General features: G+C 42.0%; 20 protein-coding genes and 4 pseudogenes. 13 read left to right on the top strand and 11 right to left on the bottom strand.

The genetic code is table 11. From position 1 onward, the window contains the following. Positions 1-266: 266 nt before the first annotated feature. Entirely contained in the window at positions 267-938 is a 672-nt protein-coding gene (locus tag UYC_RS0131565) for a PEP-CTERM sorting domain-containing protein (RefSeq protein ID WP_016878151.1), read from the top strand. 350 nt (positions 939-1,288) lie between these two features. Here the strand turns inward: UYC_RS0131565 and UYC_RS35895 are convergent. Further along, a pseudogene (locus UYC_RS35895) lies at positions 1,289-1,720 on the bottom strand (DUF4351 domain-containing protein); the annotation flags it as partial. 153 nt (positions 1,721-1,873) lie between these two features. Here UYC_RS35895 and UYC_RS39725 point away from each other — a divergent pair. Then, positions 1,874-2,173, top strand: a pseudogene (locus UYC_RS39725) (hypothetical protein); the annotation flags it as partial. Next, positions 2,149-2,295: pseudogene (locus UYC_RS36955) on the top strand (ThiF family adenylyltransferase); the annotation flags it as partial. The pseudogenes UYC_RS39725 and UYC_RS36955, both read left to right, overlap by 25 nt. A gap of 6 nt (positions 2,296-2,301) precedes the next feature. On the opposite strand, the gene UYC_RS0131550 reads toward UYC_RS36955, so the two are convergent. Continuing rightward, entirely contained in the window at positions 2,302-3,135 is an 834-nt protein-coding gene (locus UYC_RS0131550) for a DUF2382 domain-containing protein (RefSeq protein ID WP_016878148.1), read from the bottom strand. A 201-nt stretch (positions 3,136-3,336) separates the two neighbouring features. Next, on the bottom strand, positions 3,337-4,431 hold the full coding sequence (locus UYC_RS0131545) for an AI-2E family transporter (RefSeq protein WP_016878147.1): 1,095 nt from the start codon (positions 4,429-4,431) through the stop codon (positions 3,337-3,339). A gap of 198 nt (positions 4,432-4,629) precedes the next feature. Between UYC_RS0131545 and UYC_RS39175 the strand changes: the two genes are divergently transcribed. Then, positions 4,630-4,803, top strand: coding sequence for a hypothetical protein (locus UYC_RS39175; protein ID WP_016878146.1), 174 nt, complete (start codon positions 4,630-4,632; stop codon positions 4,801-4,803). 5 nt (positions 4,804-4,808) lie between these two features. Here UYC_RS39175 and UYC_RS0131535 read toward each other — a convergent pair whose 3' ends face one another. The 3 genes from UYC_RS0131535 to UYC_RS0131525 form a co-directional block, all read right to left on the bottom strand. Then, positions 4,809-5,738 (bottom strand): nucleoside hydrolase, encoded by a 930-nt coding sequence (locus UYC_RS0131535; protein WP_016878145.1) that lies wholly within the window; start codon positions 5,736-5,738, stop codon positions 4,809-4,811. 4 nt (positions 5,739-5,742) lie between these two features. Continuing rightward, positions 5,743-6,879 carry a DNA replication/repair protein RecF gene (recF, locus tag UYC_RS0131530; protein WP_016878144.1) on the bottom strand — a complete coding sequence of 379 codons (1,137 nt, stop codon included), beginning with the start codon at positions 6,877-6,879 and terminating at the stop codon, positions 5,743-5,745. Positions 6,880-7,056: 177 nt separating this feature from the next. Continuing rightward, the gene (locus UYC_RS0131525) at positions 7,057-9,915 is read right to left on the bottom strand and encodes a cation-translocating P-type ATPase (RefSeq protein ID WP_016878143.1); all 2,859 of its coding nucleotides are present in this window, start codon (positions 9,913-9,915) and stop codon (positions 7,057-7,059) included. 292 nt (positions 9,916-10,207) lie between these two features. On the opposite strand from UYC_RS0131525, the gene UYC_RS0131520 reads away from it, so the two are divergent. The 5 genes and pseudogenes from UYC_RS0131520 (at position 10,208) to UYC_RS0131500 (ending at position 16,509) form a co-directional block, all read left to right on the top strand. Next, complete coding sequence (locus tag UYC_RS0131520) at positions 10,208-11,878, top strand: transglutaminase domain-containing protein (protein ID WP_016878142.1); 1,671 nt, start codon at positions 10,208-10,210, stop codon at positions 11,876-11,878. Positions 11,879-12,211: 333 nt separating this feature from the next. Further along, positions 12,212-13,180 carry a TIGR03885 family FMN-dependent LLM class oxidoreductase gene (locus UYC_RS0131515; protein ID WP_016878141.1) on the top strand — a complete coding sequence of 323 codons (969 nt, stop codon included), beginning with the start codon at positions 12,212-12,214 and terminating at the stop codon, positions 13,178-13,180. Positions 13,181-13,273: 93 nt separating this feature from the next. Further along, the gene (locus UYC_RS0131510; RefSeq protein WP_016878140.1) at positions 13,274-15,634 is read left to right on the top strand and encodes a response regulator; all 2,361 of its coding nucleotides are present in this window, start codon (positions 13,274-13,276) and stop codon (positions 15,632-15,634) included. A 36-nt stretch (positions 15,635-15,670) separates the two neighbouring features. Further along, positions 15,671-16,038: pseudogene (locus UYC_RS39170) on the top strand (four helix bundle protein). Between the two features lie 150 nt (positions 16,039-16,188). Further along, positions 16,189-16,509 (top strand): hypothetical protein, encoded by a 321-nt coding sequence (locus UYC_RS0131500; protein WP_026087700.1) that lies wholly within the window; start codon positions 16,189-16,191, stop codon positions 16,507-16,509. Between the two features lie 146 nt (positions 16,510-16,655). On the opposite strand, the gene UYC_RS0131495 is transcribed toward UYC_RS0131500, so the two are convergent. From UYC_RS0131495 to UYC_RS38355, 4 genes are all read right to left on the bottom strand, one after another. Further along, positions 16,656-16,979, bottom strand: coding sequence for a DUF2103 domain-containing protein (locus UYC_RS0131495; protein WP_016878137.1), 324 nt, complete (start codon positions 16,977-16,979; stop codon positions 16,656-16,658). 10 nt (positions 16,980-16,989) lie between these two features. Continuing rightward, positions 16,990-17,316, bottom strand: a complete 327-nt coding sequence (gene clpS / locus UYC_RS0131490) for an ATP-dependent Clp protease adapter ClpS (protein ID WP_016878136.1) — start codon at positions 17,314-17,316, stop codon at positions 16,990-16,992. Positions 17,317-17,447: 131 nt separating this feature from the next. After that, a complete protein-coding gene (locus tag UYC_RS0131485; protein WP_016878135.1) occupies positions 17,448-19,481 on the bottom strand; it encodes an FAD-dependent oxidoreductase in 2,034 nt (677 codons plus the stop codon). A 329-nt stretch (positions 19,482-19,810) separates the two neighbouring features. Continuing rightward, on the bottom strand, positions 19,811-20,023 hold the full coding sequence (locus UYC_RS38355; RefSeq protein ID WP_127011269.1) for a hypothetical protein: 213 nt from the start codon (positions 20,021-20,023) through the stop codon (positions 19,811-19,813). A gap of 46 nt (positions 20,024-20,069) precedes the next feature. Between UYC_RS38355 and speB the strand changes: the two genes are divergently transcribed. The 3 genes from speB to UYC_RS0131470 all read left to right on the top strand — a co-directional run bounded on the left by speB (position 20,070) and on the right by UYC_RS0131470 (position 22,771). Continuing rightward, positions 20,070-21,116: an agmatinase SpeB gene (gene speB / locus UYC_RS0131480; RefSeq protein WP_016878134.1), complete on the top strand. Its 1,047-nt coding sequence runs from the start codon at positions 20,070-20,072 to the stop codon at positions 21,114-21,116. Positions 21,117-21,368: 252 nt separating this feature from the next. Next, the gene (locus UYC_RS0131475) at positions 21,369-22,049 is read left to right on the top strand and encodes a hypothetical protein (RefSeq protein WP_016878133.1); all 681 of its coding nucleotides are present in this window, start codon (positions 21,369-21,371) and stop codon (positions 22,047-22,049) included. 287 nt (positions 22,050-22,336) lie between these two features. Then, positions 22,337-22,771 (top strand): ester cyclase, encoded by a 435-nt coding sequence (locus UYC_RS0131470; RefSeq protein WP_016878132.1) that lies wholly within the window; start codon positions 22,337-22,339, stop codon positions 22,769-22,771. Positions 22,772-22,913: 142 nt separating this feature from the next. On the opposite strand, the gene UYC_RS0131465 is transcribed toward UYC_RS0131470, so the two are convergent. Then, positions 22,914-23,309 carry a hypothetical protein gene (locus UYC_RS0131465; protein WP_016878131.1) on the bottom strand — a complete coding sequence of 132 codons (396 nt, stop codon included), beginning with the start codon at positions 23,307-23,309 and terminating at the stop codon, positions 22,914-22,916. 692 nt (positions 23,310-24,001) lie between these two features. On the opposite strand from UYC_RS0131465, the gene UYC_RS0131460 reads away from it, so the two are divergent. Next, positions 24,002-24,916 (top strand): AraC family transcriptional regulator, encoded by a 915-nt coding sequence (locus UYC_RS0131460; RefSeq protein ID WP_235083155.1) that lies wholly within the window; start codon positions 24,002-24,004, stop codon positions 24,914-24,916. Positions 24,917-25,706 lie beyond the last annotated feature (790 nt).

Genomic DNA, 25,706 nt, shown 5'->3' with positions numbered 1-25,706 from the left:
CGCGCTAATAGGTACTTAAATCTTGTTTGTGCAATACCTTGTTATTAAATAAAACCGTCATCTTAAATATAAAAAAATACTAGTTTTTCTCTAAGTAGAATTAAAAGGTGATAAATTTTCATAAAAACTAAATTCACAAAAAATATAAAGAAATAGAAAAATTTTCTTTTTTATATTTCTTTATTTGTAATTAAATTGTGATTTTTAAATTAAAAAAGTAAACTAATCAAAATCAAGAGTTTTATTGATTAGCACTTCATATTAGTATGAAAGCCACTGCATTTTTTTCTATTCTTGTAGCTGGGGTTAGCTCTAGCATTATGGTAGATTGTATGCCAGCTGTCGCTGCTACTGTTAGTAATTTTCAGTTCCAGAATATTTTGGGAGGTGATACTATTGGTGATGCTTACGCACCTGATTTCTCATTTAGTTTGAGTGATAATGGTGCTGGTAGAGTTGTTTTTAAATTTTCCAATCAAGGCTCGTTTCCCCATGCTCTGAAGCAAGTTGCTTTTAGCGTAGACCCTACAATGTCTGGTATTTTATCTAATATATTAGTTAATGTGGACAATTCTGCTGGAGTAAATTTTCAGTTCAGCACTCAGAATTTATCGCAAAGCAATCACATTTTAGGATGGGATGGCACAACTTTTGGCGCAAGAACGCAAGGCGGTAATGCAAATTCCGTACAACCAACCGAAAGTTTGGGTATTCAATTCAATGGCAACTATGAAGATGTTCTTGCTGCCATTAACAGTGGTACACTGAAAGTTGGTATCCATGTCGGTAGCCTCCCAGGAGGGGCGAGTGACAGTTACGTCAATACTCCAGTTCCGGAACCTTGTACAATCCTTGGCACAGGTATGGCTTTTGGAATTGGCGGTTTGTTAAAGCGAAAATATGCTAAGAGGTGGAACCAACAAAAGGCAAGCGTTTAATTAGTAGAACTTACTGTTTCGGATCTTCAATATCTGGATGCCAGTATTTAAAGTTAATACTGGCATTAATAATACCATATTCATCAAAAAATCTTTGCCTTCTACAAAAAGCTCAACTCCAAAAGGTTTTGGTGAAAAATAAAAATACTAGTAGTATAATTTGCATTATAAAATTAGTTTATGACTTAACTCAAATGAAGTGATAGAGTTATATGTAGAAAGTGTATAAACTAGCAGCGATCGCACTACTATAAAATCTCTCTTTTTATCTCTTCCAAAGACAAATTTTTGCCTGCCTTATATATCATCCGCGTGCATTATTAATAATTTATAAGAACTCAGGATTGTTTTTAACTTTTTGTATTGCGTTCAAGCCAAGCAACTAAATCAGACACATTTGAAAAGTCTAAACATTCTTCACCTAAGCTTTCCAATTGCTCAGTAGATAATCCTTGGAGACGTTCAGTTATGACAGAATCTATCTTACCAAAGCGTCTGTTTACAAGACGTAATGTATATTTCAACGCTCCTCTTTGTTCTCCTCTTTGTTCTCCCTTCTGCAAAATATACTGATAAATCACTGATTCTTGCATAGTTGCCTCCCGTAGTAATTGCAGAATCAAATCTTTTTCAAACTTCAACCCTGCTAAAATTTCAGTGTAAGCAGCCGTATTTTGTCTAGTCTCGATATCTGGAATTTTAGCAATTTCCTGGGCAACCTGGGATAATAACGTTCGGGGTGAATCTGTTTGTGTTAGAGGTGCTAAAGGTAATAATGCTATCTGCGAGTACCTTACAAAGGTTGTCATATTCTGCCATCTAAAGGATTACGCTTGATTTTATTGATGATTTTATCTGAGATTGGGTTTTGAACGATATATCAAGTAACAGCGATCGCTCTACTGCAAAATCTCTCTAAAACTCTCTTGTGAAGCAGATATGTATATGACTTAGCAACTGGGCGTATTGAAGGCTTCGCTCATCTTCAACAAGACAAAAAGCGACTGAGAAAAGCATTGTGGATGGGCGGCGGTAAATTAAACCAATTTCACGATCGCGGTGATTGCTGGATAGTGGATTGAACAACTGCTGATGGTGTTCGCTATGGTAGTGCGATCGCTAAAACTGATTTGACTGTGATTAGTTCTGGCATTTGTCTGAGTGGGCGCGATCGCGATTTTGATTTGCAATCGTTAGTGGGTGTGAGGGAACAATTTGTGGGGCTAGAGCATTAGGAGCTAACATTGCTGGAAAGTGGGCTAGCTCTGGTTTTGACAAACTCACAGTCATTGATCGCGATCGCACTGAAGAACGCAACCTTTCCACTCAGCTTTACTATCGTTGTGATGTGGGAGCGTGTCTATTACTTAGAACGTTCTTGGTTATCCACGTCGAGTTCTTCGCGTCGGATTGTGTCAGTAGCTTCAGCAGTGTCAGTTTCTACAACTTTCTTGACTCGAACTTCTTCTCGTACCACAGCTTCTTTGTGGATGTCGGGTGTTTCTTCATAAATGTCCATGCGAGCTACCTCACCTTCTCGGAAGTCAGCTTGGCTTGGATCTACTGGTGTAGCATTTGTGGGATTTGTGCGCTCGATTACCACTCGCTCTTGTTCTACGGGTACTGCAACACGAGCAGTTTCGGTTTCTACGTGTTTACCAATGCTGACTTCTCCAGCTTTACGACGTTGTTTGTTCGCAACTAGCCGTTCTTCGTACAGCTTCAGATTTTGATGATCGCGATCGCTCATGTCGTATAATGACGGTTCCTGCTCGTAATTATAGGTAGTGCGATCGTAATCGTAAGTAGCTGGTTGATTTAGCTCAGAAGTGCCAGCCATTGGACGATATACGCCGCGGACTTGCTCTTCGTAGTCGTAATCAATTCTGTCTAAACTGTTATAGTCAGGCAAACTTTCTACTTGCTCTTTAGTCAGTCCAGAGGCATAAATTCGTCCGTCTGTGTAGCTAATATTGGCACGCCCAACTGGTAGCAAGACTTTTTTGCCAAAAATCCAGAAACCCGTGTCTACAACAAAATAGCGGAAACGACCAGTATTTTCGTCAACTAAGATATCAGATACTGAACCTACTTTGTCATTGTTCGCTCCATAAACATCAAAACTTTTGAGATTATCGATGTCAGAGCCGTATTCACGATAATCAGGGTATAAGTCTTCAAGTTTGACAAGCGCCATACAACTAACTCCTTTTTTTCTATATAGTTACTTTAATTTTGAAAATATGAACAATTTCTTCCTCTCTCTTTTGAAAGATTAAAATATAAATTTATTTATGACTATTGTCATAAATCTTGTTCAAATTTAGCTGGATTGAAATTATTTATGATTTAAATAGCAACGTTAATATTAGTCACGTTTTTATCAAATATTTCAAATTTAACTATTTTCAAACATAGAGTTAGATTTACTATCGTTTACATCTAAATCATCTTCAGAATGCTCTTGTTTGTTTCCTTGCCAAGGATTGAGTATATCTTTGACTAAAACTTCTTTGATCCAAATTTGCAGCACAATTACTAAAGGAACAGCCAGAAATACACCTAAAAATCCGAAAAAGCTACCGAAAATCACTACCGCTACTAAGGTAACTGCTGGCAACAAAGATACCTGACTTTCCATAATCAAAGGCACTACAACTAAGCTTTCAATTTGTTGAATTCCAAAGTATAAAGCGATGACTGCAACTGCCTTCCAAGGAGCAACGCCCAATGCCAAAAGAGCTGGTGGAATGACACTTAATGTTGGCCCTACATTTGGTATAAATTCTAACAGTCCTGCTAAAGCAGCATTTACTAATGGTAATGGCACCCCTAAAATCAACAATCCAACATAGCTTAACGTAGCAATAATTAACATTGTCAGGAGCGTGCCTTTGATCCAGCCAGTTAAAGAATTTGCACATTGATCTAGAATTTCATTTACTCTCCTGCGGTAGAAGGCAGGAAATAGTAGTATGAAGCCTTGTCGATATGGTGAGGGATTGGCTAAAAGCATAATTGTCAACACAAAAAATAGCAACAATCCCACAGCAACAGCCAGCGATCTGCTAACTAAGTAAAAGAAATTATTAAGCAGTTGATTTAACCAATTTTGTAAACCTTGAGTAAGATAACCAAGTCCACGAATATTTTCGACAAATTGCTCTGGAATAACACCTTGTAGCCAATTATTCCATAAACGTAATTGCTCTACTGTCAAAGGTAAAAGTCTAGTCAGTTGTTGTGATTGCTCGACAAGCTGCGGCACAATTAAAGTGAAAAAACCGACTAATAGAAATAGTACACAAATAACTGTGAGCGCAACTGCAAAGCCTCGCTTGATCCTAGCTCTTTGAAAAAATTGCACCAATTGATTTAATACTGTTGCTAAGACGACAGCCGCAAATACTACCAAAAGGATAGTGCGAATTTGCCAGAGGATATAAATAGAGATAACAAGAGCGAGAAAGCCGATTAATTGCCCGAAACGCACTATGCAGCCTCCAGGTTTTTGCAATTTCCAGCAATTGTGCTGATTTGAATGTTTTTAAAGTAGCTCTAATATCTTTGTTAAAAAAGCCTCTTCAAGACTGATTTTTCAATAACAATGATTTTTCCAACCTGAGATAGAATTTCCGAGCTTGATCGGACAGTACCTTAAAATAAACAACTGAAGGCAGTAACCCAACAAATGCAAGATCCACGTCCTAGTAATGTATTGATACGTGCCTTCGTATTGATTTTTGCCGCTTTAGGTATCTTTATGCTTGGTTCACTCATATTTAACATGAGCCGACAAGCAACAGAACAACCTGAAGAACTTAGAGAACCAGAAAACAGGTTGTTAATGTTACCAAGTCACTAGGTTTCTCAAGAGCGTAAACAAGTATACAAATGCTCTTTCCAACGGGACACATCTATTGACCAGACGACGGTGATGTTCGGTATTTTGTGCAACACGCCCAACTCATCAACTATTGTCGCACCTCGTGTAAGTTCGCTTGTAATTTCCACATCTACAAAGTATTTGCCTTGTCGCTTCACAATACCTGGATCGAGGGCAACTGCCATCGCCACAGGATCGGGTAACATCAAACCAGGAGCAGATTGAATGTTAATGCTGGCATCTAAAGCTGTTTTGTTGCACTCCATTGCCAAACGTGCTGTTTCTGTACCGAAGCTAGTAATTGCCTCTATTTCGGCAGCGGTTAAGGCTGCATCGTGGCGGCTTAACTCCCAACCCACCATCTCTATTTGCATCCCACTGTGAAAAACAATTTTAGCGGCTTCTGGATCTACCCAAATGTTATACTCAGCAGCTGGCGTAACATTACCAACTGTGTTAGCTGCACCACCCATAATCACACAACGCTGTACTAAAGAGGCAATTTCTGGGGCACGCAGAAGTGCGGTAGCTATATTAGTAAGTGGCCCTAATGTCACAAGCGTGATTTCACCAGGATAGGTTTTAATTGTGTCAATTATTACCTCTGTAGCGTGTGCTGGTTGAGCTTTACTCTTAGCCTCAGGGTAGTTTTTATTACCCATGCCATCATCACCGTGAAACCAATGTGCGTAACTACTTGCTCGCAATATTGGCTTAGAGCAGCCGATAAATATTGGTGTGGCAGCATTGCATACTTCGAGCGTGTACAGTGCATTTTTAACTCCCTGCTCCACAGGAACATTACCGCTAACAACTGTCACAGCTTCAACACGAATACCCGGCCAGCGATGTGCCATAATCAAAGCTACAGCATCATCAGAAGCGGTGTCTGTGTCGATTAAAAATTTACGCATATAGCTAAAAATTGATGAAAGTTTTACTACTTATCTCTCCACTCTGAACGTATAGAATTTGGGAGGAATTTAACCATTGAGAGTCAAAAGAACCCAAGTGAGTAGTAGTAATTAACGTCTGAAAGCGATCTTGAATAGTATCAAGTAATTGATTTTGACGCGATAAATCTAATTCTGCCAAAACATCATCAAGTAGTAGTAGTGGAGACTCTCCGACGACTTCTTCAATTAATTGCAACTCTGCTAGTTTTAAAGCTAGTACCAGCGTTCTTTGCTGTCCTTGAGAACCATATTGGCGAGCTGGTGTATTATTAATCGTCAACTCTACTTCGTCGCGGTGCGGCCCGACAAGAGTAGTACCTTGGCGCAACTCGGCGATCGCTCGTTGCTGAATTTTGGCTAAAAAAGCTTGCTGTACCTGCTCTGGTTGATTTTCCTCTAAAGGAACGTTTGGTGCATACTTTACTTGCAGAATTTCTGTACTGCCACTAATGTTAGCGTGCCAAGCTGTAGCAATTGGGGCTAGTCGCTGGATGGCTCGCTCCCGGCGTCTAATCACCCGCGTACCTGCGTTAGCTAATTGGGCATCCCATACGGCTAATTCAGATTGTACAGATGCTGTTGGGCGTATTTCTAAATTCTGCTTCAAAAAAGCATTACGCTGCCGCAGCACTTGGTTATACTGCTGCAAAATATGAGCGTAAATAGGTTCAAGTTGAATTAATAAAGTATCTAACCAATGACGGCGAACTTCAGGTAGCCCACGCACTAGTTCTAAATCTAAACTAGAAAACTGTACGGCATTAAGGACACCGAGAAAGTCCATTTGACGCCGGAGATTTTCGCTGTTGAGGGTAACGGTACGGCGTCCGTTGCGGCGTAGAGTTAAGCTGAGACTACTCATACCAGTTTGTCGCTTCAGGGAAGCACTAATTTGAGCTGTGTCTTCTCCTTCACGAATTAAATCGCGATCGCGCCCATGCCGATGCGATCGCAATGTTGCCAATAACTCCACCGCCTCTAGTAGGTTCGATTTTCCTTGAGCATTATTACCTACCAAAATCGTTTTTGGAGCAGTAAATTCAATTTGCTGCTCTTTATAGTTACGAAACTGGCGAAGTTGGAGGGTTTTGAGGTACATGCGAGGGGCTAGGGGCTAAAGGCTAGGGGCTAGGGGCTAAGGGCTAGAGGCTGGGTATCGGGAATTGGGCAATTCAATTTCGGATTTTAGAGAAAAGCGATTTTGGATTGGAATTTAATCCAAAATCTAAAATCTAAAATTCCTAATCCCTAATCCCTAGCCCCTAGTCCCCAGCCCCTAGACTGTTTTCTTGCCAATCAAACGGAAGAATATCTTCTCCCCTTCAATCCACAAAAACATTAAGGCACTAAAGCCAAGACAAACTCCTAATTCTGACAGACTCAGCACGTGAGTACCAAAGAAAGCACGCAGGGGAGGGACGTAAACTAACATTAACTGCAAAATTGTTGTTAAAATCACCGATCCCAGCACATAAGGATTGGATAGGGGATTCATCTCTATCGTCAAGCGCGAGTTAGAGCGAATCGCGATCGCGTGTCCCATTTGAGCAAGACACAGGGCAGTAAATACCATTGTTTTCCAACGCTGTGGATCGAGTCCTGGCGCTTGTACTGTTTGGACATGATAATACGCCCACTGCATCAGAATTATAGAAATGATCGCGAAGATAATCCCAATCCGAATCATGTAAGAACCCAAACCCCTCGCAAAAATGCTTTCGCGGGGACTAAAGGGTGGGCGCTTCATGACGTCGGGTTCCGGTGGTTCTACTGCTAGTGCTAAGGCTGGCAAACCGTCAGTCACAAGGTTCATCCACAGAATTTGCAGTGGTGTCAGAGGAACGCCTCCCAGTCCGAGGATGGGTGCAGCGGCAATGGTGAGGACTTCACCGATGTTACTACCCAGAATGTATTTGATAAAGCGACGGATATTTGTATATACAACCCTACCTTCTTTGGTAGCGGCGACAATGGTGGCAAAGTTATCATCCAGCAACACCATGTCGCTGGCTTCTTTACTAACGTCGGTGCCCGTGATGCCCATGGCAATCCCGATATCAGCTTGTTTGAGGGCTGGGGCATCGTTCACACCATCGCCTGTCATTGCCACAAATCTGCCCCGACGTTGTAATGCTTGTACAATCCGCAGTTTGTGTTCTGGGGCAACGCGGGCATAAATACTTACCAAGTCAACATTTTGCTCTAGATCTTGATCGCTCATTCTTTGCAAATCTTGACCTGTCAGAGCGCGATCGCCTTCATTTGCAATACCCAAATCTGTGGCGATCGCTCGTGCTGTTAACTGGTGATCGCCAGTAATCATAATTGGTCGAATGCCTGCTTCTCGGCACTCTTGTACGGCTGCTCTCACTTCTGGGCGCGGTGCATCAAGCATTCCCACCAATCCCAACCACACTAAATCTTGCTCATATGTCTCTTCTGAGCCTTCTGGTGGAACTTCTAAAAGTGGTCTGTAGGCAAATCCTAGCACCCGCAATCCTTTAGAAGCCATGCGGTCATTTTCTGCCAGAATCTGATCCCGTTGTTGTTGGCTTAAGGGAACTGTACCGTTACCTACAAAAATATGAGTGCAACGAGCCAAAATTAATTCTGGAGAGCCTTTAGTGAACATCAAGTAACCTTCGGAGTTCACCAAGTGAGCGATCGTGGGGTCAACATCTGTTATCGGTGATACACCAGTTTCTACTTGCTCAACTTTAGTAATTACGCTCATCCGCTTGCGTTCGGATGAAAACGGGAATTCGCCAACACGAGGTAATTTACTATCCCATTGGTCTTTTTCAATACCTCCCTTGCCTGCTAGTGTTACCAATGCTCCTTCGGTTGGATCTCCCAAAATTGTCCATTGTCCTTTTTCCTGTTGCAGTACCGAATCGTTACAAACGGCACAAGCGACTAACAAAGCTTGCAGTTCTGGATGATCTTGTGGTTCTACAGTAGCCTCTTGCAGTTTAAATTCACCCGTGGGAGCGTAACCTTCCCCTGTAACACGGAAACTTTTACCATCAGCAGCGGTGTAAACAGATTGCACTACCATCTTGTTCTGAGTCAGAGTACCAGTTTTATCAGAACAAATCGTAGTTACAGATCCGAGGGTTTCTACGGCTGGTAGCTTGCGGATTAAGGCATTGTGCCGCACCATCCTTTGGGTTCCTAATGCCAGAGTCACGGTAATCACGGCGGGCAAACCTTCTGGCACTACAGCCACTGCCATCGAGAGCGACACTTGCAATAGTTCCTGCAAGTTGCCACCACGCCACAAACCAAGGGCAACAACGATGGCGACTAAAACCAAAGAACCCGTTACCAGAACATTACCGAGTTGTGTCATCCGCTGTTGTAAGGGGGTAGGTTCATTTTCTACCGCCTGCAACATTGCGGCAATTTTCCCCAATTCTGTCTGCATTCCGGTGTTGGTGACTAAAACCTTAGCCCGCCCTTGGACGACTTCTGTACCTTGAAAAACCAAATTAATGCGATCGCCCAATCCTGTTTCGTCAGGCAATGTGATTTCTGCCTGTTTAACAACCGCTTCGGCTTCACCGGTAAGTGCCGACTCTCGCACTTGCAAGTTGGATGCTTCTAGCAAACGTCCATCTGCTGATATGTGTACCCCCGCTTCTAGGAGCATCACGTCTCCCGGCACCAAATCTTTTGCTACTACCTCCATTGGTTTGCCGTCGCGGATGACTCGCACGTTGGGAGAGGCAAGTTTTTTCAGGGCAGCGAGAGCTTTCTCAGCACGGCTTTCTTGGACGTAGCCAAGGATGCCATTAAGGATTACAATCGCTAGAATAGCGATGGTGTCTTTAAACGGCACCTCACCTGGTTTCAACTCGCCCGCCTGCCAAGCTAACAGGTCTAAAACCCCGGAAACTATAGCTACAGCGATCAGCATTAACAACATAATGTTTTTAAACTGATCTACCAAAATTTCCCAGGCGCTGCGCCCCCCAGTTTCCTCTAGTTCGTTTGGGCCATATTTTTGCAACCGTTGTTGTACTTCTTGAGGTGATAAGCCAGTGTCTGCATTACTAGAGAGCAGTTCTATAGATTTATCAACTTCTAAATTATGCCAAACGGCAGCTGAATCAGGCAGAGAATGAGCAGACATCGTATAGGTTACAGGAAATGGTTACCGAATTCGATCATAATTTAGTGAAGGCTGGAAAAACCATCTACTAAAGTTACATTAAAGATGTTACCAATCTGGGTGGATGTAGGTGTGATTCCTGACATCTATAATTTTTTCTACAGCAGTATTCATGAGTTTTTGCTGAAGTAAATGTATGTTATAGCACTTATTTATATTGATTATGACGAATTGAACTTTCAAGTTCAATTGCATAAGAAATACCACAATTGATTCCAGGCGTGCTCAACCTCTAAGGTAAAGTTAGTTTAATATGAGTTTTGCTCTTCCCAGTTTTTCACCTCGCCAAATGTTCGGGCAAAAGACTATTCGACCCATTGGTGCTGCTATCTTAAGTGGCATAGCTTTTTTTAAGGATAACCTCATTGCCATTGACTCTCCCAAAGGTTTTCTGCTGCAAATAGATCCTGCCTCAGATAACACTACAATCCTCAATGCTCACCAAACCAAAGAATTTACAGACATCACGGGTTTGGCAATTTGGGAAGATACGCTTTGGGTAACGCGCGACAAGAGTGTTTATGCGTGTAAATTAGGTTCTTTTGGTTTGGAGCATTTTGTCACCCTACCTTATACCGCTGATGGTATTGCTATTTGGGAATCAACTGTTTATGTCAGTTGCCAAAAATTGGGCTATATTTTGATTTTCGATCGCGATACGCGCAAAGAGATTACTAGATTTTATGCTCCGGGAGTGGGAGTGGAAAACTTGGCAGTGAGCGAGGAGACTCTTTGGGTTTGCGACAGCACCGAACAAACAGTTTATTGCCTTGACAGAGCGACTGGGGAAGTTCAATTTAGTGTACTAACGCCATTTGAGTCTCCCACAGGTATAGCAATACATACAGATGCAAGTACAGGAGAGCAAACTCTTTATCTCGCCTATGCTTCAGAAGAGCCTTACGTGCGAGATAACCCAAATGCAGATCCCAATCATGAGTTAGCATACCGCGATCGCACGTTTATTCATCCACTTCATTATCATTACGATCCACAGAAACACTACGCCCTCTCCAATGGCTATCTAATAGAAATGTCCTACGTAGAGGAAATTTCGCCGATTGAAGAGGTGTATTTACAACAAGTCGAGTGGAGAATTGCCCTGCCCAGTGACACCGATCGCCAAAAGGTAAAACACGTTGAACCAATTGGGTTGCCTTTCAAAGAAGAGTTGATAGATGGGCAACGGGTAGCAGTGTTTACATTTGATACTCTCACTCCCGGCGAACGACATATGTTTGGCTGGAAAGCTGTTTTAGAAGTCCGAGGTATCAAATATCGCTTTACTCCTAAAGACGTAGAAGAAGTTCCCGAACTATCGCCAGAATTTGCAAGCCGTTACTTAGTAGATAATGATGAATTGGCAATGGATACTGCCATTGTCCGTCGTGCGGCTGAGGAAGCAATTGGTACTGAAACCAATTTGCTGCGCAAAATGTATAGTATCCGTAACTATGTTTACGACCAATTATCTTATGGCATCAAACCCCATATAGATACTCCAGATAGAGTTTTAGAACGAGGAGTTGGTTCTTGTGGCGAGTATGTGGGCGTATTGCTAGCTTTATGCCGTTTAAATGGAATTGCTTGTCGCACTGTCGGTCGTTATAAATGTCCTCCTTACGCCGAACACCAGCACGTACCCCTACAACCAGATTACAATCACGTCTGGCTGGAATTTTACATACCGGGTTTTGGGTGGTTACCAATGGAATCTAACCCCGACGATATCGGCAATTATGGCCCTTATCCGACACGATTTTTTATGGGCTTGTGTTGGTATCACATTGAAATTGGTAAAGGTATCCCCTTTGAAACTTTAACAAGTAAAGGTGTACGGCTGACAAAAGAAGATATTTCGATTGGGGAGTTGGCGATTAATCATATTAGATTTACGATTTTGGGAGAATTACCCCCATTTTAAGGATTGGGGATTGGGTAAAGCGATTTTTGTAGGGTGGGCACTGCCTAAATTTCTTCAAATCCTTATTTTTACGTTGTGAAGACTGCCCACCTTACGCTGATTGAAAATAGTATGGAGAGAAGTCACAAAGCGCGACTTTTGCAAGAGGTCTAATATTTTTAGGTAGAGTTTTTCGTAAATTGGAGCAATCTTGAGATAGAAATAGAAACTTTACCTTTGATTGATGAAGCTTTAGCAGATATTCAATAAAAATTGGCTGTAGCCATATAAGTTCTTGATGGCACCGTAATTACTCTGAACAAATGGTAATAAAACTGATACGGTGAAAAATTTATGGTCAAAATTGGATATCATGCTTCCCACGAACAATTCAAACCCAGCGAACTTTTGAAATACGTGCAGATGGCAGAACAAGCAGGCTTTAGCCTTGCTCTGTCTTCCGATCATTTTCACCCTTGGAGTGAAGAACAAGGACAAAGCGGCTTTGCTTGGTCGTGGTTGGGTGCAGCAATGCAGGCAACTCCCAAGCTTTCTTATCGTGTTGTCTGTGCTCCTGGACAGCGCTACCATCCTGCGATCGTTGCTCAAGCAGCGGCAACCTTAGCAGAAATGTTTCCTAACCGCTTTTGGCTTACAGTAGGTAGTGGTCAGGCGCTCAATGAACAAATTACGGGAGGTAAATGGCCTTGCAAGAGCGATCGCAATGCCCGCCTCAAAGAGTGTGTTGATATCATCCGCACTCTTTGGGCTGGAGAAACCGTTACCCATCACGGTTTGGTTTGTGTGGAAGAAGCAAAGCTTTATACCCGTCCGCAAACCCTTCCTCTAATTATTGGTGCTGCTGTCACTGCAAAAACGGCAGAATGGTTGGGCAGTTGGGCAGATGGATTAATTACGATCTCTCACCCTCTAGAACAATTACAAAAAGTAGTTGATGCTTTTCGTCGTGGAGGTGGAGAAGGCAAGCCAATGATTTTGAAAGTACAGCTTTCTTACGATCGCGATGAGGAGGCAGCAACACAAAAAGCACATCAGCAGTGGCGCAACAACATTTTCAAAAATATCGTCATGACAGAACTGCGCACTCCCCAACAATTTGATGCTGCTGGAGAGTTTGTAAAACCAGAGGAACTATACGAACATATTCGCATTTCCGCTGACTGCAATCAGCATATTGAGTGGTTGCACAATTACATTGAATTGGGTTTTGATGAACTAATTCTGCACAACGTTAACCGGGAGCAACAACAGTTTATTGAAGTCTTTAGTGAAAAGGTTTTGCCAGCTGTGGTTGAAAAGTAAATTTTAGAACTTTTATGTTCAGTTGACATACTTAATAAGAACAGGCGATCCTCCTCATATATCAACAGCAGTGATAGATGGGAGAAACTAATAATGAGAATCTTGCTCATCGAAGATGATGAGGTTTTAGCCGATATTTTGTCGCGATCGCTCAACAAGCAAAATTATGTTGTAGATGTAGTCGCAGATGGGCAAAGTGGCTGGGAATATGCTGAAAGTACTAAATATGACCTGCTTTTAATGGATGTGGGACTACCAAAGCTGGATGGTATTACCTTGTGCCAGCGATTGCGTTCCAAAGGCTTTTTTACCCCGATTTTATTAATGACAGCTAAAGATGCCAGTAGCGATCGCATTCGCGGACTAGATGCAGGTGCAGATGATTATCTGATTAAACCTTTTGAGGTTGGCGAACTTCAAGCACGGGTAAGAGCGTTGTTGCGTCGGGGTGATGCTCCTCGTGCTCCAGTATTACAAGCAGGTGCACTACGGCTAGATCCAAGTATTTGTGAGGCTAAATACGAAAATAAAGTACTAGAATTAACGCCCAAAGAATACAGCTTGTTAGAATTATTTTTGCGAAATCCAGCACGAGTTTATAGTCGGGGTGATATTGTCGAGCATTTGTGGACATTTGACGATCCTCCCCAAGAAGAAAGTGTAAAGTCGCACATCAAAGGCTTGCGGCAAAAATTAAAAGCAGCAGGAGCAGTAGACTGGATTGAAAATGTCTACGGTGTAGGGTATCGACTGAAACCCCATTCTCAAGAAAAACCTCCAAATCGAGAAACATCTCAAATCTCAAACCCCCAAACTAAAAGTTCCAATCCCGATGTTGAACAGCAGTTCAACCAAGCAATGAGCGGCTTGTGGAACCAGTATCAAGGACTAATGGCAGAGCGGATACAGGTACTGCAACAAGCAGCAGGAGAATTGCAAACTGGAAAATTAGGTTCTGATTTACGCCACTCAGCAGGACGAGCAGCACACAAACTGGCTGGTGTGCTGGGAATGTTTAACAAAGAAACTGGCACCCAGATGGCGCGAGAAATAGAAAGAATTCTAGAAGGGGATGGTAAGTTATCAGCAGCCCAACAGCGTCAGCTACTGTCACTCATAGAGAAGTTAAACAACTTATTAAATCTGAAAGAACAGGGGAAAGAGGATGCGGGGAATATATTTAATAATTTCTCCGCGTCTTCCACTCCCCCACTCTCTGTTCTTCCTGACGCTCGTTTGCTACTTATCGATCCCGATCTGCAATTAGGCGCACAATTGCAACCATTAGTACAGGCTGCGGGTGTGTACTGGGAACAAATTACTAAGTTAGAGGATGCTAACTACCGCCTGCAAAATACATCACCCGATTTGGTGGTGCTAAGTATAGATGAGGCTGGGTGGCGGGAAGAAAGTTTGGCACTACTATTAGACTTAGCCAATCGTACCCCACCTGTAGGGGTACTAGTGCTTGCTGCTGTTGATGGACTAGTAGATCGCGTCACAGTAGCTCGCGCTGGAGCGCGTGGATTTCTGGCTAAACCTGTCACAGCTACTCAAATTTGGGAAACTGTATTACAGATATTACAGCGTAGCCGTTCTCAGATAGTGAATGTACTAGTTGTAGATGACGATCCAGTGATTTTGGCGGTACTGCGTCCGATGTTAGAACCTTGGGGTATACGGATGACAGGACTAGAAGATCCACTACGTTTTTGGGAGGTACTCCAAGCTGTCGTGCCGGATTTGTTAATTTTGGATGTGGAGATGCCTCAATTGAGAGGTATCGAGCTTTGTCAGGCAGTTCGCACCGATCCCAACTGGCAGGGATTGCCAATTTTGTTTCTTACTGCTCATCGGGATATGGAAACAGTACAACAGGTGTTTGCTGCCGGTGCAGATGATTATGTTGTCAAACCTGTAGTAGGTGCAGAATTACTAGCACGAATTACTCATCGCTTAGAACGCGCTCGCTTATTACAAGCTTTCTCAACAAAAGACTTGATTACAGGAGTTGCAAATCAGCCCCAATCAAATCGCGATTTGCAACAATTGATTGCCCATGCACAAAAACACAACCAATTGGTTTGCCTGGCGATATTTAATGTGGCTGACTTACGCCAAATAAATATTCAGTACGGTCATGAAGCAGGTAATCAAGTATTACAAAAATGGGGTCGCCTGTTTCAATTAGCATTTCGTGGTGGTGAAGTTTTAGGCTACTGGGGAAATGGAGAATTTGTGGTAGGTGTATCAGGTTTAACAAAGACCGAAATGAGCGATCGCCTCTCGGATGTTTTAACTACTCTCCGCCAACAAATATTCATCGCTGCCGATGGAACTCGCTACCAAGCTATATGTCACTTTGCTGTAGTTGAGTATCCTAACGATGGTTTAAATATTGCATCTTTGTATCAAGCTGCCAGTTCCATCCTGGGGATTGGTAAAAAAGAATAGAATTCAGAAGTCGGAAGTCAGAATTTAGGAGTGATAATGAGAAGAGAAACTGCAAAAACTTTTCAAGATTTGGTTGTTTGGCAGAAGGCACATCAATTTGTATTGTCTGTTTATAAATTTAGTAATGAATTTCCTAAAACAGAGATATACGGGTTCACTTCGCAATTAAGAAGAGCAGCTATTTCTATAGCAGCCAATGTCGCAGAAGAATTTGGTAAAAAAACAATTCCTGATAAATTGAGGTTTTTCAATATCGCGCAAGGTTCTTAGAAGAATGCCGTTATTACTTAATTCTGGCAAAAGACCTTGGGTATGGTGACAGCACACATTTAACATCTCTGTTGGAAGAAGTTAGCAGATTGCTGACAGCTTATTATGCTGCGATTCTGAATTCTGGCTTCTGACTTCTGCATTCTATAACCAAATTTATAAATTCGTAGTATTTATTTACATATTTTGCTGTAATCTATTTCAGTTTGTAACTATTTGCTTAACTGGAATAACTATTCCTTTAGACTGATTCTTGCAATGGGAAACTTTGGGGATCAGCACAAATGCATTTAATGAGTTTTCTTTGTCATGATGTTGTAGTTGCTGTTTCATTTGTAGCTTGTATTCTGGGTCTGGCTTTACTTTGGGATAACAAACAGCAAAATGATGAAGCTGAAGTAACAGAGCGAATTTTGTTTAGAATGAGCTTTGCGTACTGGCTTGTTTACTGTATTGCTTTCGGGATTGAAAAAATTGTTTTACCCCATTGGGAAGCAATACATATGACTTTAAGAATTACTACCGCTCTATCATATTTTTTAACATTTTCTTGTATCATCAGTCTGCCCCTGCATAAATTTGCTGTGCGTCATGTTCAGGAGTAGGTGTTAGTTAGTAGGTAGTAGCTAATAGCTAATGGTTAATGGCAATGAACAATTAACTTAACTGTACGGGTGGGTTTTAACAAGAATCTCTTTGTGACAACAAAAACTTACAATGAATCCGCCTCTACAAGTTAATAAATTATTGATTACTGTCGCATAGCGATCGCGATCGCTTCTTCAAGTTGATTTTGCGGCAAAGTGGTGAGGATAAATACCTCTTGAACTGTTTTGCCGTGACGAGCGATCGCTTTAAAACCTCCCCGAATGGGAACAGACACCCGCAATTGCAAGTTTGGGCAATGACCTTTCACTCGTCCAATTTGCCCTGGGGTTATGGTTTGAATTCCATCCTGCTTGCAGAGACGTTCGAGGATGGGGATCAAGCCAGGAATGTGGGTTGAGTGATTCCAAACTAATCTGCCATTTTTAGGAGAACTTGCCTTACGAGTGTCTGGGGTAGGTTTTTTCATATTATTTTAGTTATGCGGCTTCCAAAGGAGCCATTGTTAGACCGGCTCGACGTAACTGCTGATGGTAAAGTTCAGCTGGTTCTTGAGGGCCAATCCAGACAATGGCTTGGCCCTCGTAGTGTACTTGGTTAGTGAGTTCCCAAGCGCGATCGCTAGTCATACCCGGAATATACTTCATCAAGCATTCAGCTACGTGCTGAAAAGTATTAAAGTCATCATTCAAAACAATGACTTTGTAATTTGGATAGGTTTTGCGGGTAACTTGACTAGACCGTTCAGGAGCTACAGTTGGTGCCGTTGCCATCCCGTAAAAAGCTGCTGAAAGTCTGGTAACCATAAATACTTAACCCAAGTTTTTCCAAAACTACACTACAAATTATTAGTTTAGTCCATAGTCATTAGTCCTTTGTCATTAGTCATAAGTAAAAACAAATGACTAATGACTATAAACCAATGACTATTGACTAATTACTTCCAATCTTCCCAATTTTGGTTAAAAATCGAGGTATCAGGGAAAGCAGTGGGATTGCCATTTTTCTCTAGCAAACGCTGTAGGTTTTGAAGTTGGGGTTCTTGCCTGGGTAAATTATCTACAAGCTGATAAGGTGCGATATTATTTTTTAAGGCAAATGCCGCTGTAGTTCCTGCTGCTGCTCCAGAAGACCATTCAAAGGAATGTACCCGATATGCTGCCGCTGCAATATGACTGGTAGCTATGCTTTTACCTCCTACCAACAAATTATCTATTTTTTGCGGAATCATTGCTCTGAGTGCGATTTGGAAGGGGTAAGCTTGTCCAGCCCCACGCCTTTCACCTGCACGTTCTGTATTTCCAGGTGCTTCTGGCGGGCTTTTAGTCATACAAGGGTGGAAGTCAATTGCATAGTGACCAATACCCACAGCATCTGGGAAGATAGTAGAACGAGTCCGCCGAGCTACATTTTCTGGGCGCTTTTGTCCAGAAAGAACTGATAAGGCTTCCAAGCCAGCCAAGGCTGCTTTCAGGCGGCGGTACTCTCGTGCTGGCAGAGCCTCACGATAATACTCATCGTCGTAGTTGCGGCGAGAAATATCAATTTCCCAAATCGCAAAACCTTCAGGAGCGCCCCAACTTGGGCGTCCGATAATACGCCGTCCTTCGCGCATATACGGATACTTAGATAAGCCATGCGCTGTTCCCATCGGCGAATCTAACCCAGACAGAAAGCGATTGTTTGGTTGCGGCTTTTTAACACCATCTCCTAATTGGGAATCAGTAGTACCTGCCACTAGCCAGTAATAAAAACCCACAGCATTTTCTTCGCCTTTACGCAAAGCGTCTGTCCGCAGTCCGCCCATCCAACCGCCTGGTTTTAACTGTCCGGTAGCTTGGAGTTGTTGGCGAGTGTAAATAAGATTATCTTTGGCGGTTCCAGGACGGTAGTCATTACCCCAAGTCCAGTTTTGCATGGAAATATCGCCTGGGGTAGGAGCCGTAAAAGTTATACCCCCAAATTTCATTGTTTCTCCTTTGCGGGGACTCCAGATGCGGCGATAGGTAAAAACTAAAGGAAAGCTCGCCAACCGCGACAATTCATAACTGTAATAAGGTGCATAATTTGGATAAAAAGGAGGCATTTGTTGGGGCTGCGGTTGTTGGGTTGCCTCCATTGCAAAGGTATAAGTAAAGCCTTGAGTGCAGTAGGGATCGTTGTTGGCACTAGAAGCAGAAGGTTCTAAGTAAGAACGAGCATCAATACCCAGGCGGTAGGGAACATCAGCAAGGGCAATAATTTCCCCTGTTTCAGTGGTGTCTACAACATACCAGTTAGGGGTATTGCCTTTTTGTTTTTGTTTGGGAACCAAGCGGATGATGCTTTTGGTAAAGCGGGAAGAGTTCTGATAGCGATAGGCGTCTTCGATGCTTTGGGATAAAGTAAAGGTGTTTAGGGGTGGGGCATTGGGTGCTGGCTGGTGTTGGATTGCGATCGCGCTATTAATTATTTTGCGATCGGGACTAATATTCAATTCCTTAACAACTGTGTTCGGCAACCATTGCAGCTTGCCTCTACCTTCTTTTTCCGCATCTCTGAGCATCGATCTCAAAATTTCGTGCCCGTCGCGGGGCAGATAACAAGAATCGCTTACCCAGCAATCACCGGGGTTGAGCTTTCCATACTTGCGCTCAATCCGCTTTCGCAATTCCAAGTAACCGCGAGAGTAGTATAGCTTGGCGCGTTGAGTTGGTCGTTCATCGAGTGCAGAAGTTCCCTGAGAAGAAATTTGTCCTCCCAGCCAGTCAGTAATTTCTGTGAGGCAAACCGTTCTGCCTGCCAGCAAGCCTTCGTAGGCTGTAGCGGCACCAGAAAGTCCACCACCCACAACGAGAATGTCACAGTTTACCGTTTTGTCGGGTGTTCTTGGTGGTGCAGGAACCGCAGAGTAAGGTGCAATAAAACTAGAAATGAGAGTGAAACTAATTAAGGATGATAGACGAAAACTAACTAAGTACTTGCCCTTCATATATATGATTCCGTTCAACTCCTAGCTCATTTAAGGTTGCAATATCAGTCATCTATCTTGAAAATAGGGAATAGGAAAGAGATTTTCATTCCCTCGTTGTGTGATTTATTACATGACTGTCTGTCTTGAAAATAGGGAACAGGGAATAGGGAAAGAGATTTTCATTCCCTTATTGTGTGATTTATCACATAACCGTCTTGTGCCCTTGTATAGACAGCAGAAAAAGCAACCATACGGGTTTATAAACGTAAAAAGCTGAAATTTTTGCTTTTGCTAGGTACTTTATCAGTTCTTTGAGACGCTAACACCCTGAAAATGTTCTGTTCACGTTAATAAAGTGTAAAAAAGCTCACAGCCTGTAACATCAGGCGATCGCTCACCATGACATTGCTATAGAGACAACCCACAACACACAGTTGAAGCATAAAACATCTATTCAGTACAGCCCTCACTGTGCTGCTGCGATCGCTTTTTCCAGCTTTCCCATATATGTCAATCTTAAAAGCAAAAGTTATTAAGCGTCGTGGTAGAGGTGTTAGCACTCCGTTTGATCCATAACATGGTAATAGTGAATTTCTCTCAGGTACTATGACTAATCTCCAAGACTATAATCCCAGTGGCATCGGTCAAATCAATGGCAACCTCTTTGGTTTACCGTTTGATTACGAGTCTGCAAACTTAATTGTCTTTGGTGTGCCGTGGGAAGTCACCGTTTCTTATGGTGCAGGCACTGCCAAAGGGGCGCAGCGGGTTCTGGATGCTTCACCTCAACTAGATTTGTTCGATTTCGATCATCCTGATGGATGGAAACAGGGAATTTTTATGGTAGAAATTCCCCAAGACTTTCTAGAGAAGAATAAGTATTATCGTGCTTTAGCAGCAAAAATTATCGAGCGATTAGAGCAAGGACAACAACTAACAGACACACCAGATTTAGCACCTGTCCTCACAGAAATTAATCAAGCTTGTCAACAGGTTAATCAATGGCTGTTTGAACAGTGTCAGCAAGCAATGAACAATGGTAAGCGAGTTGCTGTCATTGGTGGCGATCACAGCTCACCATTAGGTTATTTCCAAGCATTAGCGACTAAATACACAAACTACGGCATTTTACACATCGACGCACACGCAGATTTACGCAATGCCTATGAGGGATTTGAATTTTCTCATGCATCCATTATGTTTAATGCGATGAAAATACCGCAGATTTCTAAATTAGTGCAGGTGGGTTTGCGTGATATTTCTCATGATGAAGTGCAAATGATTGGCGAATCAAACAGTAGAATTGTTGCTTATTACGATCCAGTGCTTAAACAAAAGCTTTACTCTGGAATAACATGGATTGAGTTATGTCGAGAAATTATCGGTCATTTGCCAGAGTATGTTTACATTAGCTTTGATGTAGATGGATTAGATCCAAAACTATGTCCAAATACAGGTACTCCTGTTCCTGGTGGCTTGGAATTGGAGCAAGCTTTTTGTCTGTTTCGTGAATTAGTAAATAGTGGTAGAAAAATAATCGGATTTGATGTTTGCGAAGTTGGTGACGCTGAGTGGGATGGTAATGTTGGTGCGCGGATTGTTTATAAATTGGCAAATTTGATGGATTTATCACAGCAAAAACATCAGGCTTAATTACGTGGCTCTCTTGCTTTGCAGCTATTAAGTAAACCTAACATTTATGATGTATTGGGTCGATGATATACGACCCAGCCTTATTATTCTTTAACTTTAAAGTGATAGGATTTGTTGCCGATTTTAATTTTGTCGAAAGTGTAGAAAAATCTTGCAGGATGATTTAGCTGTATCTGTTGATTTTGATTTATCTGAGTATCATATAAAACTATTCTAGTAGTGCATCCAGGCTAAAATGTTGTGAGTGCTAACATGACTGAATCAATTACTGATTTAAGAGGAGTAGGTTCGTTTAATTATAATGGAACAACGGTACTGTGTCGCTCAGATGTTTACTCAGTTGCTCATGTAATAAGTGATATGCGTGGAGCTAAAACCTGGCGAAGAAATGTAGTTGGTCAAAAAATTGAGTTAACAGATCAGTGTTTCATTATCTTTCGTTTACGCAGTCATCAATGGACACAAGTTATTGGTAGAGATAGAGCTGCGTTCAATCTTTTACGTTCAAGTAACTTAGATACAGAACAAACAGTCAAGAAAATGAGGGAAGCAGAGCAAAGTATTCATCTGAATGAGGACGATGCTGAAATACTGTCTGGGCTGTTAGATACCTATTCAATCTTTTATCAAGTCAGTGATACAGCCAATGCACTAAGATACAAATTATATTTCAATGGCAAGCTATTAGAGAAATTTAAGGCTGATGATTGGTACGATGTTCCTGAATTAGAATCCTATTTTCGTACTGTCAATATTGATAATATTGGGGATGTTAGAGAATGGGTGGATCGGTTCTTTAAGGAGCAAAATGTATATATTCCAGGTTGGAAGTTTACAGATTTTGCTGGTTATTTCTGTCATAAACCCGGTGATAAAATTCTGATAGAAGACCCAGATAGAGACTTTGAGAGACTTGACTTTATTAATTTGTAGAGGATAGCGCTTCTAGATGCGATCGCCAAGCATCGTCAGCCAAGAAATGAATTTCTTGGCTGAAAGCTAAAGTCTGATAAATCAGACTAGGTAAGGTTTTCAGTCAGTTTTAACTGACTTGAACTCTAAGCCTGGTAGACGCCCTCCGGGCGGCAACCTAACACTACGTCATAGTATGCCCAAAGCGATATACAATAGCGAGCAAAATTGGACATATTGAACGTCCTCGGAGCGCTCTGCTTATAATCTCGATTGAGGTTTGATGCAAAACAGTAAGAGTAACTCAAATGATTCCAAGCGAGGAAAAAGAGAGAGCCGATCGCCATAAGGCTCTGGTTCGAGAATTTATTGACGCGATCAACACACAAAACTGGAACAAGCTTGATGAAGTGGTTGCCATTGATTTCGTGCGACATAGCGATGCTGCTGGCAAACCTGGAATTTGTAATCGAGATCAACTAAAAGAGTTTCTTCGCCGTGAACTAGAAACATTTCCTGATGCATTTGAAAGTATCGAAGATATTCTTGCTGAAGGAGATAAAGTAGCAGTAAGGCAACGATTTGAGGGAACACAACTAGGCTGGATGGGATCTTATCCACCGAGCGGGAAAAAACTGAAAGCAGAGTATATTGCCATCTACCGCGTGCAGAACAATCAAATTTTGGAAGCGTGGGCAGAGTGGGATAATCTGAACGGACTAAGGCAACTTGGTCATGTATAAGCTATATAATTTGCATTCAAAATAAATCTGCACCGCTCCTACACAGTGCAGATTTAGGAATTTAGGCAAGTACTCAGAAATTGATGCGCGATCGCAACTCCCAACTACTGATACTCAATCTCAACCCAGTATCATCAATTGCCTAGCGACGAACTTGGTTAGGGATATCTTTGCCTGCATTGGCTGCACCTTCTCCTACGTCACGAGCTGTTTCCTTAGAGCCCTCTGCGTAGCCTGAACCAAATTCTTTAAAAGCTTCTCCTGATTGTTGCCCAATTCTTTGAAGTCTTTCCCCTGGATTGCCTTCTGTTTCGCGAGCTTCTCTATTCCATTGCCCTACTGTTTTTGGCCTTTGGGCATCATTTTGCTGTACCTTTTCGCGAACTTTCTCAGTCAAGTTTTGGCTATCATTGCCAAAAGCAACATTTGTTGTCAACAGCAAACAGCCTACTAGAATAATAGACAAAAAACGCTTTACTTGCAATCCCTGAAGCAAGGAATTGATGCTAGCGAACACTTTAGAAACTAAATTTGTCATGCCAATACTCCATTAGTTAATCTTGTATTTTTCCCGGTTTTGAGGTATTCTTGGCTCACTCCAAATAACAAATGGAGTTATAGGTTAGCGATAAGATATAGTAGAATTTCAACCTATTCTCAAGCCAATTAACTCTTTTGAGTACAAACTAAGATTAACTGGAAACAAAGTAATTATCCCTCTAACAAAAGTCAGAGCTTGGTTGTGGAAAATAAAGGCTTCTTTGGACAGTTGGTTAGAGCTTCAGCTCTGTCTTAGAGAATATCTCGCATTCGTAAGCTAAACCATTTTCGATTAAAGGGCACTCTCACGGTTACTTTAAAGTTGTGGTGACAAAAACAAGCTTATGTTCTTGTTGGGGTAGTTTAGGCGATCGCCTTTGACTATTTATAAGTTTTTTAACTGCCTAAAGTGGTGTCTGATGGTGGAAAGCTATTTTCCACGAACCATCTCGGTTGGCATCAGTACTACTCATAACTACTGTAACGTTTTAAATCCTGTGAACAGCTACGTAACCAAAAAGTGAAATAATAGTTGAAAACATTGATATGAATAGCTTTTAATATTTCTCAGAGATTTGCTCCTGAATTCTCATTCAGTGGGGTCTTATACCCTTACTACGGTCAGAGGCAGAGTACAGAAGTCAGAATTTCTTTCTGTTTTTTCTGATAAACCACTATCTGAAGGAGTCAATGATGTCTGCAAGGCTACCTTTGGTGATCGACTATGTGGATTGGCTAAAGTTTCTGCCCAATCCGCCCCTGCTAACCAGTTTTCAATCGGGTTGGAGTAGCATTCAGCTTGTCCATTCCTGTCAACCCCTAGTGGATTTACCCGAAGTATCTAACCCTCAACACATGATTGTTATTCCAATGGGGCATCAAGCAGTTGATTTGGAACTTGTCTTCGAGGGACGCAAGCAGGTAGTCTCGTATCGAGAAGAAGACTATGCAAGTGGCTGTATTGAATTATGTCCGGCTGATTTATCTTATGGACTCCGTTCTCACTCCACTGTTAAAACAATGGAATGGATTCACTGCTATCTAGAGCCTACATTTCTGGCTCAGATCGCTCCTGAATCGGTCAACCCCGATCATGTCGAACTTTTGCCTACACTGAAAACAGTTGATTTATTGATCCACCAGATCGGTCTAGCACTCAAGTCAAGTTTAGAAGTGGATGGGGTTGGTAGTCGTTTCTACGCTGATTCAATGGCGACGGCGCTGTCGGCTCATCTGCTGCGCCATTACTCCACCCGTAAACATCAGTTTCGAGAACACGAAGATGGATTGTCTAAACAAAAGTTAAAACAAGCCATTGATTATATCCAGGCGCATTTGGGTGAGGATTTATCACTGAGTGAAATTGCTCATGAACTTGGGATGAGCCAGTACTACTTCTGCCGCCTATTCAAGCGATCAACTGGAATGTCACCCCATCAATACTTAATTCAACAACGAGTAGAACGGGCAAAGCAGTTGCTAAAGTACCCAGAACAAACAATTACATTCGTAGCAATGGAGTGTGGCTTTGCAAATCAGAGTCATTTTGCCAAGTGTTTTCGCCAATGCACTGGGATGAACCCGAAACAGTTTCGTAACTCATAGCAAGATTTTGTTCTAAATCGCAAGAAAATGTGCGACTTAATTTCAGAAGTTAGCTAGAGTAATGCCAATAGTTATATAACTCAGTAACAGGGTGCTACCTCTTGTGCTCTCTCGTGGCTATTTCAATTGGAGCTGGCGGCATTCGTGCCTGGTAATTATAGCGGCACAGCAGGCAGAGCTAGCCGATCATCCTTGGACTTGGAATGACATCGCTACCTATCCCACACTTGTGTAGGGCATGACCCAATTTTTTGAGATTAGTCTGGGTTGCGATCGCATCAGCAAAATGTGGGATTATGGACTGAAATTAATGTGGCGTTTAAACTCTCCACAAAAAACTCCTTAATCACCCAATACGGTTCAATTAAGACTAAAAGCTGTCGTGAGGATAGGAAAAGCGCTCTCTTCAAATACAACGCTTGAATATGTTCTTTGTTTAATACTATTTTTTGTTATCTCAACAGATGATGTAATTCCTATCTGTCCCTCATTAATGTGTTGAAGGTGCTGTTCCCAAGCGATCCAGTTGCCCCAATCGCTCCGATCTTCCCGATCGCGTTCCCTATGAATTTTAGTAGATAATTCGATGCCAACATATGTATCAAGTAAGAGGTGTTTTATGGATGGAAAAATCAAAGCCATAATTCTGATTCAGAAAGTACTTCTCTATAGTGGTATATCTATATTCCTTATGTCTGTATATTCTCCTGATGCTAGTGCTGCAAATTATTACTTTCTTAAGGTGAAGCACAGTGGAAAGTGTCTTCATCAACAAGGTGGTACTTTGGGC

The organism is Chlorogloeopsis fritschii PCC 6912, assembly GCF_000317285.1.
GTDB classification, from domain to species: Bacteria; Cyanobacteriota; Cyanobacteriia; order Cyanobacteriales; family Nostocaceae; genus Chlorogloeopsis; species Chlorogloeopsis fritschii.
The sequence above is the reverse complement of the archived record's forward strand: the minus strand, read 5'-3'. Positions and strand labels throughout refer to the sequence as shown.

Coding starts and splice junctions, on each gene's coding strand:
- UYC_RS0131565 (WP_016878151.1), top strand. CDS start 267: ATGAAAGCCACTGCATTTTTTTCTATTCTTGTAGCTGGGGTTAGCTCT.
- UYC_RS0131550 (WP_016878148.1), bottom strand. CDS start 3,135: ATGGCGCTTGTCAAACTTGAAGACTTATACCCTGATTATCGTGAATAC.
- UYC_RS39175 (WP_016878146.1), top strand. CDS start 4,630: ATGCAAGATCCACGTCCTAGTAATGTATTGATACGTGCCTTCGTATTG.
- UYC_RS0131535 (WP_016878145.1), bottom strand. CDS start 5,738: ATGCGTAAATTTTTAATCGACACAGACACCGCTTCTGATGATGCTGTA.
- recF (WP_016878144.1), bottom strand. CDS start 6,879: ATGTACCTCAAAACCCTCCAACTTCGCCAGTTTCGTAACTATAAAGAG.
- UYC_RS0131525 (WP_016878143.1), bottom strand. CDS start 9,915: ATGTCTGCTCATTCTCTGCCTGATTCAGCTGCCGTTTGGCATAATTTA.
- UYC_RS0131520 (WP_016878142.1), top strand. CDS start 10,208: ATGAGTTTTGCTCTTCCCAGTTTTTCACCTCGCCAAATGTTCGGGCAA.
- UYC_RS0131515 (WP_016878141.1), top strand. CDS start 12,212: ATGGTCAAAATTGGATATCATGCTTCCCACGAACAATTCAAACCCAGC.
- UYC_RS0131510 (WP_016878140.1), top strand. CDS start 13,274: ATGAGAATCTTGCTCATCGAAGATGATGAGGTTTTAGCCGATATTTTG.
- UYC_RS0131500 (WP_026087700.1), top strand. CDS start 16,189: ATGCATTTAATGAGTTTTCTTTGTCATGATGTTGTAGTTGCTGTTTCA.
- UYC_RS0131495 (WP_016878137.1), bottom strand. CDS start 16,979: ATGAAAAAACCTACCCCAGACACTCGTAAGGCAAGTTCTCCTAAAAAT.
- clpS (WP_016878136.1), bottom strand. CDS start 17,316: ATGGTTACCAGACTTTCAGCAGCTTTTTACGGGATGGCAACGGCACCA.
- UYC_RS0131485 (WP_016878135.1), bottom strand. CDS start 19,481: ATGAAGGGCAAGTACTTAGTTAGTTTTCGTCTATCATCCTTAATTAGT.
- speB (WP_016878134.1), top strand. CDS start 20,070: ATGACTAATCTCCAAGACTATAATCCCAGTGGCATCGGTCAAATCAAT.
- UYC_RS0131475 (WP_016878133.1), top strand. CDS start 21,369: ATGACTGAATCAATTACTGATTTAAGAGGAGTAGGTTCGTTTAATTAT.
- UYC_RS0131470 (WP_016878132.1), top strand. CDS start 22,337: ATGATTCCAAGCGAGGAAAAAGAGAGAGCCGATCGCCATAAGGCTCTG.
- UYC_RS0131465 (WP_016878131.1), bottom strand. CDS start 23,309: ATGACAAATTTAGTTTCTAAAGTGTTCGCTAGCATCAATTCCTTGCTT.
- UYC_RS0131460 (WP_235083155.1), top strand. CDS start 24,002: ATGATGTCTGCAAGGCTACCTTTGGTGATCGACTATGTGGATTGGCTA.